This window comes from Cytobacillus sp. Bva_UNVM-123 (assembly GCF_046351715.2).
Classification (GTDB): domain Bacteria; phylum Bacillota; class Bacilli; order Bacillales; family Cytobacillaceae; genus Cytobacillus.
On record NZ_CM177772.1, the window covers coordinates 1,772,499 to 1,785,532 of the forward strand.

At 36.3% G+C, this 13,034-nt stretch carries 18 protein-coding genes; 14 read left to right on the top strand and 4 right to left on the bottom strand.

The features are described from left to right. Positions 1–131: 131 nt before the first annotated feature. Together fabI and KDN24_RS08645 are read left to right on the top strand one after the other, a co-directional pair. The gene (gene fabI / locus KDN24_RS08640) at positions 132–902 is read left to right on the top strand and encodes an enoyl-ACP reductase FabI (RefSeq protein ID WP_409974463.1); all 771 of its coding nucleotides are present in this window, start codon (positions 132–134) and stop codon (positions 900–902) included. A gap of 192 nt (positions 903–1,094) precedes the next feature. Next, the gene (locus tag KDN24_RS08645; protein ID WP_409974464.1) at positions 1,095–1,619 is read left to right on the top strand and encodes a CotO family spore coat protein; all 525 of its coding nucleotides are present in this window, start codon (positions 1,095–1,097) and stop codon (positions 1,617–1,619) included. 142 nt (positions 1,620–1,761) lie between these two features. Here the strand turns inward: KDN24_RS08645 and KDN24_RS08650 are convergent, their stop codons facing one another. Continuing rightward, entirely contained in the window at positions 1,762–2,325 is a 564-nt protein-coding gene (locus KDN24_RS08650) for a CotY/CotZ family spore coat protein (protein WP_409974465.1), read from the bottom strand. A gap of 143 nt (positions 2,326–2,468) precedes the next feature. Between KDN24_RS08650 and KDN24_RS08655 the strand changes: the two genes are divergently transcribed. The 8 genes from KDN24_RS08655 to KDN24_RS08690 all read left to right on the top strand — a co-directional run bounded on the left by KDN24_RS08655 (position 2,469) and on the right by KDN24_RS08690 (position 6,287). Next, a complete protein-coding gene (locus KDN24_RS08655) occupies positions 2,469–2,822 on the top strand; it encodes a DUF1360 domain-containing protein (RefSeq protein ID WP_491348378.1) in 354 nt (117 codons plus the stop codon). 123 nt (positions 2,823–2,945) lie between these two features. Beyond that, entirely contained in the window at positions 2,946–3,077 is a 132-nt protein-coding gene (locus tag KDN24_RS08660) for a hypothetical protein (protein ID WP_409974467.1), read from the top strand. Positions 3,078–3,248: 171 nt separating this feature from the next. Beyond that, positions 3,249–3,722, top strand: a complete 474-nt coding sequence (locus KDN24_RS08665; protein ID WP_491348379.1) for a sporulation protein — start codon at positions 3,249–3,251, stop codon at positions 3,720–3,722. Between the two features lie 14 nt (positions 3,723–3,736). Beyond that, positions 3,737–4,213 (top strand): stage V sporulation protein AC, encoded by a 477-nt coding sequence (gene spoVAC, locus KDN24_RS08670; protein WP_409974469.1) that lies wholly within the window; start codon positions 3,737–3,739, stop codon positions 4,211–4,213. Further along, positions 4,214–5,230, top strand: a complete 1,017-nt coding sequence (gene spoVAD, locus KDN24_RS08675; RefSeq protein ID WP_491348380.1) for a stage V sporulation protein AD — start codon at positions 4,214–4,216, stop codon at positions 5,228–5,230. 12 nt (positions 5,231–5,242) lie between these two features. After that, positions 5,243–5,599: a stage V sporulation protein AE gene (gene spoVAE, locus KDN24_RS08680; protein WP_409974470.1), complete on the top strand. Its 357-nt coding sequence runs from the start codon at positions 5,243–5,245 to the stop codon at positions 5,597–5,599. Between the two features lie 85 nt (positions 5,600–5,684). Then, entirely contained in the window at positions 5,685–5,939 is a 255-nt protein-coding gene (spoVIF, locus tag KDN24_RS08685; RefSeq protein WP_409974471.1) for a sporulation-specific transcription regulator SpoVIF, read from the top strand. Positions 5,940–6,017: 78 nt separating this feature from the next. Further along, on the top strand, positions 6,018–6,287 hold the full coding sequence (locus KDN24_RS08690; protein ID WP_409974472.1) for a hypothetical protein: 270 nt from the start codon (positions 6,018–6,020) through the stop codon (positions 6,285–6,287). 35 nt (positions 6,288–6,322) lie between these two features. Here KDN24_RS08690 and KDN24_RS08695 read toward each other — a convergent pair whose 3' ends face one another. The 3 genes from KDN24_RS08695 to KDN24_RS08705 form a co-directional block, all read right to left on the bottom strand. Further along, positions 6,323–6,745, bottom strand: a complete 423-nt coding sequence (locus tag KDN24_RS08695) for a GNAT family N-acetyltransferase (protein ID WP_409974473.1) — start codon at positions 6,743–6,745, stop codon at positions 6,323–6,325. A gap of 6 nt (positions 6,746–6,751) precedes the next feature. Continuing rightward, a complete protein-coding gene (locus KDN24_RS08700; protein ID WP_409974474.1) occupies positions 6,752–7,264 on the bottom strand; it encodes a YjcG family protein in 513 nt (170 codons plus the stop codon). A gap of 334 nt (positions 7,265–7,598) precedes the next feature. Further along, positions 7,599–8,324: an alpha/beta hydrolase gene (locus KDN24_RS08705; RefSeq protein ID WP_409974475.1), complete on the bottom strand. Its 726-nt coding sequence runs from the start codon at positions 8,322–8,324 to the stop codon at positions 7,599–7,601. 191 nt (positions 8,325–8,515) lie between these two features. On the opposite strand from KDN24_RS08705, the gene KDN24_RS08710 reads away from it, so the two are divergent. From KDN24_RS08710 to KDN24_RS08725, 4 genes are all read left to right on the top strand, one after another. After that, complete coding sequence (locus KDN24_RS08710) at positions 8,516–9,517, top strand: TAXI family TRAP transporter solute-binding subunit (protein ID WP_409974476.1); 1,002 nt, start codon at positions 8,516–8,518, stop codon at positions 9,515–9,517. 141 nt (positions 9,518–9,658) lie between these two features. Continuing rightward, entirely contained in the window at positions 9,659–10,195 is a 537-nt protein-coding gene (locus KDN24_RS08715) for a DUF1850 domain-containing protein (RefSeq protein ID WP_409974477.1), read from the top strand. Then, complete coding sequence (locus KDN24_RS08720) at positions 10,179–12,137, top strand: TRAP transporter permease (RefSeq protein ID WP_491348381.1); 1,959 nt, start codon at positions 10,179–10,181, stop codon at positions 12,135–12,137. Before KDN24_RS08715 ends, KDN24_RS08720 begins: the two co-directional genes overlap by 17 nt. 82 nt (positions 12,138–12,219) lie before the next feature. Then, complete coding sequence (locus tag KDN24_RS08725; RefSeq protein WP_409974479.1) at positions 12,220–13,032, top strand: ATP-binding cassette domain-containing protein; 813 nt, start codon at positions 12,220–12,222, stop codon at positions 13,030–13,032. Positions 13,033–13,034: the final 2 nt, after the last annotated feature.

Genomic DNA, 13,034 nt, shown 5'->3' on the forward strand with positions numbered 1-13,034 from the left:
TTCTTGGGTGGACGTTTATGCGAAAGAAGAAAATATTTCGGGCAGATTGCTTTTCTTTTAAAATAACTTCTGATAGAATTAGTACTAGGTACTAATAACATGTAATAGAAATAGTAGGAGGCTAATAAAAGATGACTCTTTCATTAAATGGAAAAACATTTGTTGTTATGGGGGTTGCCAATAAACGCAGTATCGCTTGGGGGATTGCAAGATCGCTTCACCAAGCAGGCGCGCGTTTAATTTTCACATATGCGGGAGAGCGTTTAGAAAAAAGTGTACGTGAATTAGTTGATACGCTTGAGGGGGCAAATTCACTAGTACTTCCTTGTGACGTAACGAATGATGAGGATATTGCGAAATGTTTCACCGAGATTAAAGAACAAGCTGGTGTGATTCATGGAATAGCGCATTGTATTGCTTTTGCGAATAAAGAGGAGCTACAAGGTGACTATATGAATACAACTAGAGACGGCTTCTTGCTTGCACATAATATTAGTGCATATTCTCTAACTGCTGTTGCAAAGGAAGCAAAGAAATTGATGACAGAAGGCGGAAGTATTGTTACGCTTACTTATCTAGGTGGTGAGAGAGCAGTACCAAATTATAATGTCATGGGTGTTGCGAAAGCTTCCTTAGACGCAAGTGTAAAATATTTAGCTGCTGATCTTGGTAAAATGGGTATTCGAGTAAATTCCATTTCAGCTGGGCCTATTCGGACGCTTTCTGCAAAAGGTGTAAGTGACTTTAACTCTATTTTGAAAGAAATTGAAGAGCGTGCTCCTCTTCGCAGAACAACAACTCCAGAAGAGGTTGGAGATACTGCAGCTTTTCTATTCAGCGATTTATCGCGCGGCATTACTGGTGAGAACATTCATGTTGATTCTGGCTTTCATATTTTATAAAAACCTTTTTAAAAACCTGCTCCTTTTTGAAGGGCAGGTTTTTTTGTTTGTAGGAAAGTTTGATTTATAAAAATGAAAAAGTTACTAAAAAGGTTTTGAGTGAAAGCAAGGTTTTCAAAAAGAGCGAGGAAACGATACCCACTGTTTTGCATACATATAAAAGGAATCTATATGTTGTGGAGGTGGTATAGAATGTCCGTTAACAAAACAAAAAAGCCATTTCTTTATATTGAACAGGCTGGCCTTCAAGCTCCTGTAGGGCATATGCAAGAAATTTATTCAAGTCGAGCTTCCAAAAAAGAGAAAGTTAATCCACAAGAATCCAAGCAGGAAGAACAAAATCTTTTAGAAAAGGATAAAAAGCTCAGAGATGATAATCTGGATGAACAACAAGAATTAGACATGAATGAAGAAGAAGAGAAAAGCTCGCACTTGGCACCATTTATTTCTCAAAAAGAAAAAAAATCGAGGTCATCTTTTCAAAGACTTCGAAGCTTTAGAGAAATGAACACGTTTGAACGTCTTAACTATTTGGCTGAGTTTCCAAAGCAATTAGCTCCTGTGACTTGCGTATTTGAAACCGAGGATCAAACTTTTAGAGGGATTTTAATTGGGATGGATGAGGAAGCAATTGAAATTCGCAAACAAGATGGGCAATTGTTGACGATTAATCCTCAATTAATTAAAGAAGTAAGAATGATAGGAAATCGAAGGTAGTCAATTGTAAAAAAAGTAGCCAGCCGTATTAGTACGACTGGCTCTTTTAAAATTACGATAGACCTTTTGGTTCCAATATATGAGTATTGCTTTCCATCCATTTATCGAGTTGGCGTACTCCATGATTAAAAACCTTTTCACACTATATGCAGATGTTTAAATCTACGTCTGCGATACATTGGACTGCACAGAAGCATTTTAGGTCAACCGTAACACAATCATTTGTACTACGGAAAAAATCCACATCACACACTGCATTTAAATCAATGCAGCAATCCTTGACTAAACTTACTGGTTTTGCATGTTGCATTTGATTTTGCATTTGATTATCTTGTTGTCCTTTGCCATCAAACTTAATTGGCTCTAAAACTCTCAAGACTGCGCAGCAGTTGTCAAATACTTCTTCAACACGGAAAAAGATTGATACACAGCTATTATTTTTTCCTGATCCGTGCCCATGAGTATTGGCGTTAGCAGTTATAAAAGCGTGAAAGGGAGTACCATCAGCGGTCTTTAATACAAATACACGAGTATCCGGGCGTTGTCTTCTAATTGTTGAAGGTGAGATAGACCCAAGCGGCTCTAAAAAGCAGTTTGAAGGGCATTCGCATACCTCTTCTGCGTTTTCTTGAATATCTTTTATCGCACGGACTACTTCACATACACAGCTGTTGCCTTTGAAGTCGTCATTTTTTCCACAACCCATCTTTATTTCCTCCTTGTTTGATTCTTGTGATACTACACTAATAACATATTGCTAAAGTGCCCTATGGGTTACGGACAAACGCCTTGTTTTTTAGAAAAATAGGCAATATTTTTGAAAAAAAATTTAGAAAGTAGGTGTTTAGGATGGATTTTTCATTTTTTGAGCTAATTGTACTTGCAATTGCAAGCTTTCGTCTCACAAGGCTGATTGTCTATGATAAAATTACTGAATTTATCAGAAGTCCATTTTTGGATGACGTGGAAGAAAAGAATGAGAATGGAGAAATAGAAATTTACACGATACCGAAAAAAGGCGGACTTCGTGGTTTTATTGGAGAGCTTATAAGCTGCTATTGGTGTACTGGTGTTTGGACGTCTCTTTTCTTATTTGTAATATATTTACAAATCCCTATTATTGCTATTCCGATTATTTTAGTATTAGCAATTGCAGGAATTGCTGCATTGATCGAAACGATTGTTCAGCAATTTTTACAATGAATAGCATAAAAAAAGTGAGATTAGGCTTCTGAAATACACAAGCTAGCATCTCTTTTCATATCTTATAAAACGATTCATTAAATTTGTTTTTACAGGAAAATTGAAGGAGAGAGGTTGAATCTAATGGATAAATATTCTGACTGGATGAAATCTACATCTCAAACTAAATCACAGCCTCAACAAATGACTAAAAATAAAAAAGGATGTGGCTGTGGTAAAAAAACAAAAAAGACTAGTAATTGGCGGCCGGAGTAATTTCCGGTTATTTTTTTTGTCATTTTCAATCACAAGTAAATGTTTTTTACAATACTTGGAAGTTGTTCTGGAGACTCATTTATTCATAAATTAGCTCTTTTTCGAAGACAATAAATGAAGAGGAAGCATGCTATTTAAAGAGAAATGAACTATATATAGGAAGTGACATGGATGAAAGGAATAAAAGTAATTTTTATATTAATCATATTTGTCATGCTTGTTAGCTGTAGTCAAAACGATTCGAACAAAAAAAGTGAGCTAGCGTTAATAAAAACAACCAATCCAAATCCAGTTTTACTTGAGGAGCATTCGCAAAAAAAGGTGGATTTAGTTGCAAACATTGAGCATGACATTGAATCAATGAAGGAATTGTATGATGTTGCGATTGTTAAAGGAGATAAAGATGTTCTCATTGCCTATAAGGTAAAACATTTGTACCGTTTTAAAATGAAAAGTATTGAAAAAAAGTTAAAGGATACATTACAAAAAAAATATCCAAATGAAAACTTTACCGTATCAAGCGATTATAAAATTTTTCTTGAAGCGGTCAAACTAAAGGAAAAAATGGAAAAACCCAATTATTCAAAGGAAAAAGCAAATAAAAAATTAAAAAAAATTATTAAATTGAAACAAGAGATGGCTTAGAAAGGAGAAGGAAGATGGGGAAAAAAGAAAAGAACTTAACTCCGGAACAACAAAAATATAAAACACTTCAACAGAAGCATGAGGTAAAGCGTCCGATTATAAAAAATTGTATAAAAGCTTTTTTCGTCGGTGGATTCATTTGCTTAATTGGTCAGGCCATTACGTATTTTTACATATATTTTTTTAATTTTACTGAGCAAACAGCTGGAAATCCTACAGTAGCAACAATGGTGTTTTTATCGATGCTTTTCACTGGAATTGGTGTATATGATCGAATCGGTCAATTTGGAGGAGCCGGAAGTGCTGTTCCTGTTACTGGATTCGGTAACGCGGTTATTTCTGCAGCAATTGAACATCGAACAGAGGGCTTTGTATTAGGTGTAGGAGGAAATATGTTTAAATTAGCAGGAGCAGTAATCTTATTCGGTGTATTCTCAGCTTTTGTTGTAGCTCTAATTAAAACGGTACTCATTATGTGGGGGGTTTTGTAAATGTTAAAAGGAAAGCAATCTTGGATATTTCAAAATCGTCCTGCCATTATAGCAACCGGGGTTACAGGGGGGCCATTCGAAGCCAATGGAAGACTCGCTGCAGATTTTGATATTCTTTACGATGATTTATGGATGGGGAAAGAATCTTATGAAAAAGCACATCGGATTCTCATTGAAGATGCAGTTCATAAAGCTCTAGAGAAAGGAGATTTGTTAAAAGAAGATATCCAATTTTTCATTGCTGGAGATTTAATTAACCAAATTACCCCAACTAGCTTAAGTGCAAGAACGAATAAAATTCCTTATCTCGGCATATTCGGTGCATGCTCAACTTCAATGGAAGGTCTTGCTCTTGCCTCTTTCATTATTAACTATAAAGGAGCAAAGCACATATTAACTGGTGCTTCAAGTCATAATGCTGCCGTTGAAAGACAGTTTAGGTATCCAACTGAATATGGAGGTCAAAAACCTCCTACTGCCCAATGGTCAATTACAGGCGCAGGAATTGCCCTCGTTTCTGAAAATCAAGGTGTACAAAACCTCCCAGTAACGACTTCAGCTACAATTGGTCAAGTAGTTGATATGGGACTTACAGATCCCTTTAATATGGGGGGAGCAATGGCTCCAGCAGCTGCTGAAACGATTTTGGCTCACTTTAAAAATCTTCAAATTGATCCTTCCTATTACGATTTGATTGTGACAGGGGATTTAGGAAAGATAGGCCAAAGTGCAACATATGAACTTTTAAAGAATGCAGGATTAAAAATTGAAAAAGAAAAGTTTCAAGATTGCGGCTTAATGATCTACAAAGAAGACCAGCCTGTCAATTCTGGTGGAAGTGGAGCAGGCTGCTCCGCGACTGTCGTATATGGTCATTTACTTAATCAAATGAAGCAAGGGGTATATAAGAGAATTCTTGTCGTAGCAACTGGAGCATTATTGTCACCTTTAACCTTTCAACAAAATGAAACAATCCCTTGTATTGCACATGCAGTCTCGATTGAAATGAATGAATAGGAGGAAAAGTGCATGTTGGCGATGTTTTTTTGGGCTTTTGTTATTGGAGGAATGATTTGTGTATTTGGACAATTACTATTTGATGTTGCGAAATTAACACCAGGCCATACGTTAAGCTTGCTCGTTGTTATCGGAGCCATTGTTGGCGGCTTCGAGCTATATGATCCACTTATTGATTTTGCAGGGGCAGGTGCTACAATTCCGATAACAAGCTTTGGAAACTCTCTTGTTCATGGGGCATTAAATGAAGCCGAGAAGCATGGGCTTGTTGGCGTTTTAACAGGGATGTTTGAAGTAACAAGCTCTGGTATTTCTGCAGCAATCATCTTTGGCTTTATTGGTGCACTTCTATTTAGACCAAAAGGATAATTACGGACATTTTCTATTTCCTATCACCTTTAGCGCCCACTTTCATACAATATAAAAGAGTTTATGAAGGGGCGTGAAATGAAAGATGGATAATAATTTTTTCAAAAATATTGAAAAGAAAACAGGCGTTAATATGAATGATATATTTGAATTAGCAAACTCATTGCAAAATGCAAATTTTAAAGATGAGAAAACGGTCAGAAGCGTAATTCGTAGAGTTTCGCAAATTGCGAATAAGCAGGTTCCTCAAGAAATGGAAGATAAGATTGTTCAATCTATTGTGACAGATGGAAAGCAGCTTGACTTTAGCACGCTCGCAAATATGATTAACAAAAAATAATCTGTTTATATCGTCATAAAATCCGAGGTCATATCGAATATATATATAAAGGGTTATTTGAAAAGGAGCGTGATTGAGATGGGCTATATTGCACCTGTAACAAATTATCAATATCAGCAATATACAGAACGAGTAATAAGCAAACGATATGATCCATATCGATTTGTGCCTATCAGTACAATTAAACCTCCTGTTAATCCGCGAGAATATATTCGGGATGAGCAGAAATCATTTTTGAGTAAACCACATCAAAATAACAACTTTCGAAATCAACAAAGAAATCATTTTGTTGAAAACATCTATAGTGAAATAACCGGAATTGGTCGGTTTTATAATGAAAGTGTATAATAAAAAAACTTCTGCCAAAAGTGGCGGAAGTTTTTTTATAATGTTTTTTTCATCGTTCGATGCGGGATTCCAGCGTCAAGAAATTCATCTGAAACTACTTCATATTTCAATTTCTGATAAAATGGAATGGCTTGAGTTTGGGCATTTAATTTTACATGACTAATCCCTTGGCTATCTGCATATTCTTCGATTTTTTCCATGATAACTTTTCCTGCACCGGTTTTGCGCTTATCCTTTAATACGCAAATCCTTTCTACTTTACCAATTCCATCTAGAATTCGGAACCTGCCTGCTCCAATTGGATTTTCATCTTCATAAAGGACAAAATGAACAGCCGATTCATCGTATTGGTCAATCTCCTCTTCAATAGGTACAAGCTGTTCATGAACAAATACCGTTTTTCGTACCGAAAATGCATCCTGAAGTTCTTTTTCATCATTAACAATTTTAACTAGCATTTATTTTTATTCCCTTCCAAGTCGAAATGTTTCATAAACGGTCCAAGAACCGTTTTCTAGCTGATAGAGAAGATGGAATCTGTCAACTACTTCTTCATAATTAAATTGGGACAAAATAAGTGAGCTATAAACATCTGCATGTTCAGCACTTGATAGCTTCTGTCCAACAGTAATATGTGGAACGAAGGTGTATTCAGGTATATTTGTACTAATCTTAGCGTTTAATTCTGTTTGTAAAGCTTCAAGTTCTTTAGATGGCTCAATCTTATAATAGATCACATTATTAACTGGTTTAAAAGAACTAAATTTTTTCGTTGTAATTTGAAATGGCTGATAATTATTTGAAATTTTGTCTAAAGTAATGGTTAGTTGCTTTATTTGTTCTTCTGAAGCATCAAATGCAGGTTTTAATGTTATATGAGGAGGAATTAGTGAATAGTTTGGGTCATACCGTTTTCGGTAAGAGTTAGCTAAATCTTGTAATTTTTTTGATGGAAAAATGACAATGCCTAATTTCATATTATTACCCCCATTTTTGAATTTAACTTTCCTTCATTTACTTTTAGGCTGTGTTAAACATTACAGTTGATTTCCGCTGCAGGCATTCGCTTTCCGCGGGCGGTCCGGGAGCCTCCTCGTCGCTGTCGCTCCTGTGGGGTCTCCCTTTGACTCGCACTCCCGCAGGAGTCTCATGCCTTCCGCTACAATCAACAAGATGGAAATATCAACAATAAACTTTAACAAAGCCTACTTTTAAGAAAAATAGACTTATAATTATTTTTAACCATTATAACAAATTTTCAATAATTAACATATAAGATCCCTTTATTTTCATTAATAATACAGTTGTCTATTAGGAGAACATCATTTTTAACGCTCGTTTTAAATCTGGCTGCCAATAAGTCCATGTATGATTGCCATCAAACTCATCATAGAAGTAAGGAAATTGTTTAGCAGCAAAAAGTTCAGATAGGCTTCTATTAGGTGTTAGAAAATCCAATACTTCATTAGTAGTCGTTTTGACTTCTGTTTCTTCATTGCCAATTACGTGATAAATATTTACTAAATGTGGGTGCTGCGCTTCTTTAACCTTATTGAGAACTTCTTCATTTACCATTGGTGATTGAAGAATGACTTTGCCAAATGTATGTGGATATTGCAATGCGGCCATTAATGAAACTGTAGCACCAAGAGAATCACCTATTAATGCTCTTCCCATCCCCATTTGATAAGTAGGAAACTCCTTATCCAAAAATGGAACAAGCTCATGGGCAAGGAAACGAATATAGGCTTCATTTCGATCACCTTCAGGATGATATTTACTTCTTCTATCCATGACATCCTTATAGGGTATCCCAACTATGATCATATTTTCAATTTCCCTATTCTTTAATAAATCATCTGCTGTGCGGCCAATTCTCCCAAGTTGAAAATAATCTTTTCCATCCTGAGCGATAAGGATGGAATATTTATATAAAGGAGAAAACGACGCAGGTCGGTATATAAGAAGTTGAATTTCTTCGTCTAATTCTTTGCTTGTCAAAGTAATATCCGAAATACTGCCTCTAGAATTATTCATTAAAAAGTCCTCCATTTAATAGGTTGTAAAGTATTTCATGATATTTTACCATATAAACAATGATTTATAGCAAAAAGTTAGGTGTTTTTTTATTCTTGTAAAATTACACTCGGACAATTTATTGACAATTTAGATAACTATTGTGTTAGAATATAATCTGGGAAACTGCTAATAAAGAAGGGGGAATTTACATGAAAAGGAAAAGTTTTCTAATGCCACTTATTTTACTTTTAGCGCTTTCTATGGTTCTTGCTGCTTGTGGTGGAACGAAAGAGGCTGAAGGTGAAAAAGGAGGAGACAGTAAAGGTGGCACTGAAAAGCCGGAATTTATTAGTATTGTAACAGGTGGAACAGGTGGTACATACTTTCCGCTAGGTGGTTCTTTTGCAAATATTATTTCGGATGAAACAGGCATAACGACAAATGCTGAAACTTCAGGAGCCTCTGCAGAAAATATGAACACGCTGAAAGATGGAAATGCAGAGATTGCATTTACACAAACAGATATAGCTTCTTATGCTAAAAATGGAAAATTAATGTTTGAAGGAGCTGTAGTTGATAATGTAAGTGCTATTGGCACTCTTTACCCTGAAACAATTCAAATTGTTACTACAGCAAAATCAGGGATTAAATCTGTGGAAGATTTAAAAGGTAAAAAGGTATCTGTCGGCGCTCCAGGTTCAGGGACAGCAGCTAACGCGGAGCAAATTCTTGAAGTTCACGGATTAACATTCGCAGATATTAAAAAGCAAGATTTATCATTTGATGAGTCAACTACTGGAATCCAAGATGGAACGATTGATGCAGCATTTGTTACTGCAGGTACTCCAACCGGTGCTGTTGAAGGACTTTCTGCGACAGAAAACGTTGTTATCGTACCGATTACTCAAGATAAAATCGATGCATTAATTGAAAAGTATCCATACTATATAAAAGAAGAAATTCCAGCAGGAACTTACAAGCTTGCAGATACTGTTACATCTGTAGCTGTTCAAGCGATGTTAGTAGTTTCAAATGACCTCGATAAAGAAACAGTTTACGAAATCACGAAAGCCATTTTTGAAAATACTGATAAAGTACAACATGCTAAAGGAAAATTAATTAAAGCCGAAAACGCACTAAACGGTGTTGGAATCGAAGTACACCCAGGTGCACAAAAGTATTTCGATGAAAAAGGCATTAAAGCTAAATAAATTGCTTTAAAAATTGACCGGACGTATAACCTGACAAGTTGGTTATTATCGCCGGTCAAATTCTCTTTTTAGGTATTGAGAGAGCTGCATATTTATGGGGAAAATTATGAAAAGCAGCAATCTTTAGTGGGCGGGGTTTAAATGGAAAGAAGAAAGTCTGTCAGAAATGTAAGCATTCTGCTGTTCCTCATTTTAATAATCATCGTATTTATGTTAATCATTCCAATCAGGCAAGCTCTAGTACTTGAATATCAAAATACTGAGAAGCTACTTGCCTACTTCCCTTTATCGAAGGAAGCGAAATTTAAAATTAAATATACCCATTCCATTCATTTATCTGATGTAGTAGAAAGTTATAAAATAACAGAACAAGCTCATATACAACAGTATGAGCTAATGTACGAAGACTTCGCAATCGGCATGCCAGAAAATGCCTCCGACGGAGAAATTTTTGAGCAAAAGGACGGCAAATATTATTTAAGAAATATGAAGCTGGACTTTCCTTTTTTTGATCTTCGGATAGGACAAGTACGTGCAAATCATACTGTTATTTTTCAAAATAAAGAATATACACTTTCAGACTATATTGAGCCTGGAACATGGGTTCGAATAAAGGTTAAAAGATTAAATTTTATACAGCAATTGAAAGGAGTGAACATCCTTGAGCAATCAACATGAAACATTGTCTCAGGAAGAACAACAAGCACTACTCGAAAAGTATGATCCAGAAGCCGGGACTAGAAAGTTAAAAGGGATATTTGGTTGGATTGTATTTTTAGGACTATTAACATTTTCACTATTTCAGTTATATACTGGAATATTTGGAGTGCTAACCGCACAGCTTCAGCGCTCTATTCATTTAGGATTCGCCCTTGCTCTTGTTTTCTTATTATTCCCTGCAAGAAAAAGAAATCGGGGTTTAAAGCATAAACCTGCTTGGTATGATATTATTTTGGCAATCGCAGCAATCGCAGTTGGTGCATATTGGCCGCTTATGATCGATGAACTTGTAATGCGAGTTGGGCGTTTAACAGATCTTGATTTCTATATTGGTTTAATCGCTATAATTCTAGTATTAGAGGCTACTCGCCGTGCAGTTGGTTTACCGATTACAATTATCGCAACATTATTTTTGGCGTATGCGATATATGGCCAATACATGCCAGGTTTCTTGGCACACCGTGGCTTAGATTTACAAAGGCTAGTGCAAACAATGTTTTTTACAACGGAAGGAATTCTCGGTACGCCGTTAGGTGTATCATCGACATTTATTTTTCTATTTTTATTATTTGGAGCTTTCCTCGTCAAAACAGGGGTAGGGCAATATTTTAATGATTTAGCACTCACGATTGCAGGAAAAAGAATCGGTGGACCAGCAAAGGTTGCCATTTTTTCTAGTGCCTTACAAGGAACGATAAGTGGAAGCTCTGTGGCAAACGTTGTTACTTCTGGTTCCTTTACAATCCCTATGATGAAAAAACTTGGCTATAAAAAGGAATTTGCTGGTGGAGTAGAAGCTGCGGCTTCAACTGGGGGACAACTTATGCCTCCTGTCATGGGGGCTGCTGCATTTTTAATGGTAGAGTTTATTGGTGGCATTACATATTGGGAAATTGCAAAAGCCGCAGCTATCCCAGCTTTGCTTTATTTCACTGGTATTTGGATTATGACTCACTTTGAGGCAAAAAGGGTCGGTCTTCGTGGGTTAAAGGACGAAGAAATGCCAAACAAAAAAGAAGTTTTAAGTAAAATCTACTTGTTATTACCGATACTTGCGGTAATTGTGCTGCTAATGAGTGGAATGAGTGTAATTCGTGCAGCATTATGGTCAATTGTAATAACAGTAGGAGTTAGTGCGATTCGAAAAGAAACAAGGATTAGCTTTAAAGATGCCATTGATGCGCTTGTCGATGGAGCTCGTACTGCTCTTGGCGTTGCCTCAGCAACTGCAGCAGCAGGTATTATTGTTGGGGTAGTAACGAAAACAGGACTAGGGCTTAAGCTTGCCAATGGTTTGCTCGACCTTGCAGACGGTGCCTTAATTCCTACTTTAATGCTAACAATGCTTGCTGCTTTGGTACTTGGAATGGGTTCACCGACAACAGCAAACTATGTTATTACATCAACAATTGCAGCTCCAGCGATTATTTTGTTAGGAGTACCTGATCTGCCAGCACATTTGTTTGTGTTTTATTTCGGAATAGTTGCCGACATAACACCACCAGTTGCTTTGGCAGCCTTTGCAGCAGCAGGTGTTTCTGGAGGGGATCCGATAAAAACCGGGGTCAACTCCTCGAAGCTTGCAATTGCAGCATTTATCATTCCGTACATGTTCGTACTTTCCCCTGAGTTATTAATGATTGACACGACATGGTATTACTTAATTTGGGTTGTATTTACTGCAATTGCTGGAATGACTGCAATAGGAGCAGGTGTCATAGGATATTGGTTTAGAAAGCTTTACTGGTTTGAAAGAATTCTTAGTTTAATAGGAGGAATTCTACTTATTTATCCAGAAGGAATATCTGATATTATTGGATTAATAATGTTTATTGTTGTGATTGTCCTTCAATTTATTTTCAAACGAGGGGATCAAACACCGAAAGTTCAAACAGCTTAAGAAGTTTTACTTAGGAAGTTCCTATTATGGAGCTTCCTTTATTATAATGGTAAAATAAAGAAAAAGAGTAAAGAGGCTTTGTATGAAATTATTTGAAGCAACGAATGCTACTAAACAGATTGATAGAGTATCCGTTTTAAAGGAAATCTCATTTGTAATTAATCAAGGTGAGAGAATTGCCATTACTGGTCATAATGGTTCAGGGAAAAGCAGTCTATTGAAGCTCATTGGCGGGATATTCGAACCTTCATCAGGACAAGTAGTAAGAAAAACGCTGACAACAGGTTATGTACCAGAGCATTTTCCCGAAAACATCCGTTTTCGCCTTATGGAGTATTTACTAACAGTTGGGAAAATGAGTGGCAAACGTGATGAAGTTCTAAAAGATAAAATTTTCAAATATGCTGATGACTTTCATATTAACGATTTTATGAATACACCATTAAAAAGCTGTTCGAAAGGGACGAAGCAAAAAGCAGGTATTATTCAAGCCTTGCTCCTTGAACCAGAGCTGCTGCTCTTAGACGAGCCAATGACTGGCTTAGACGAAAAGACACAAAATGCGTTAATAAAGCAGTTAAGACTATTAAGCAGTAAGACTACGATCATTTTCACGGTACATGATTCCATTTTAATTGACGGACTAGCAAATCGAGTCATAACAGTGGGAAATGGAAGAATTATTGAAGACTGTGCCATTGATAAAAAAGAAGAGTATCGAGTCATAACGGCAGTTGCCGATAAGAAAATGATCTCAAATATTCCTTTTGTAAGGGTAAATTCGATTACGGATACAACGATAGAGATGACTGTACTAGCCGATCGATCTGATCGTGTTCTTAGTTTGCTCTTAAACCAAGGCTGTTCAATATTAGAGTTAAGAGAGAAGAGGTAGGA

What these genes read in the sequence shown, in the direction of transcription:
- KDN24_RS08665 (WP_491348379.1), top strand. Translation starts at nt 3,249, where the DNA reads ATGAAAGGAATAAAAGTAATTTTTATATTAATCATATTTGTCATGCTT.
- spoVAE (WP_409974470.1), top strand. Translation starts at nt 5,243, where the DNA reads ATGTTGGCGATGTTTTTTTGGGCTTTTGTTATTGGAGGAATGATTTGT.
- KDN24_RS08695 (WP_409974473.1), bottom strand. Translation starts at nt 6,745, where the DNA reads ATGCTAGTTAAAATTGTTAATGATGAAAAAGAACTTCAGGATGCATTT.
- KDN24_RS08660 (WP_409974467.1), top strand. Translation starts at nt 2,946, where the DNA reads ATGGATAAATATTCTGACTGGATGAAATCTACATCTCAAACTAAATCA.
- KDN24_RS08700 (WP_409974474.1), bottom strand. Translation starts at nt 7,264, where the DNA reads ATGAAATTAGGCATTGTCATTTTTCCATCAAAAAAATTACAAGATTTA.
- KDN24_RS08705 (WP_409974475.1), bottom strand. Translation starts at nt 8,324, where the DNA reads ATGAATAATTCTAGAGGCAGTATTTCGGATATTACTTTGACAAGCAAA.
- spoVIF (WP_409974471.1), top strand. Translation starts at nt 5,685, where the DNA reads ATGGATAATAATTTTTTCAAAAATATTGAAAAGAAAACAGGCGTTAAT.
- fabI (WP_409974463.1), top strand. Translation starts at nt 132, where the DNA reads ATGACTCTTTCATTAAATGGAAAAACATTTGTTGTTATGGGGGTTGCC.
- KDN24_RS08645 (WP_409974464.1), top strand. Translation starts at nt 1,095, where the DNA reads ATGTCCGTTAACAAAACAAAAAAGCCATTTCTTTATATTGAACAGGCT.
- spoVAC (WP_409974469.1), top strand. Translation starts at nt 3,737, where the DNA reads ATGGGGAAAAAAGAAAAGAACTTAACTCCGGAACAACAAAAATATAAA.
- KDN24_RS08655 (WP_491348378.1), top strand. Translation starts at nt 2,469, where the DNA reads ATGGATTTTTCATTTTTTGAGCTAATTGTACTTGCAATTGCAAGCTTT.
- KDN24_RS08715 (WP_409974477.1), top strand. Translation starts at nt 9,659, where the DNA reads ATGGAAAGAAGAAAGTCTGTCAGAAATGTAAGCATTCTGCTGTTCCTC.
- spoVAD (WP_491348380.1), top strand. Translation starts at nt 4,214, where the DNA reads ATGTTAAAAGGAAAGCAATCTTGGATATTTCAAAATCGTCCTGCCATT.
- KDN24_RS08710 (WP_409974476.1), top strand. Translation starts at nt 8,516, where the DNA reads ATGAAAAGGAAAAGTTTTCTAATGCCACTTATTTTACTTTTAGCGCTT.
- KDN24_RS08650 (WP_409974465.1), bottom strand. Translation starts at nt 2,325, where the DNA reads ATGGGTTGTGGAAAAAATGACGACTTCAAAGGCAACAGCTGTGTATGT.
- KDN24_RS08725 (WP_409974479.1), top strand. Translation starts at nt 12,220, where the DNA reads ATGAAATTATTTGAAGCAACGAATGCTACTAAACAGATTGATAGAGTA.
- KDN24_RS08690 (WP_409974472.1), top strand. Translation starts at nt 6,018, where the DNA reads ATGGGCTATATTGCACCTGTAACAAATTATCAATATCAGCAATATACA.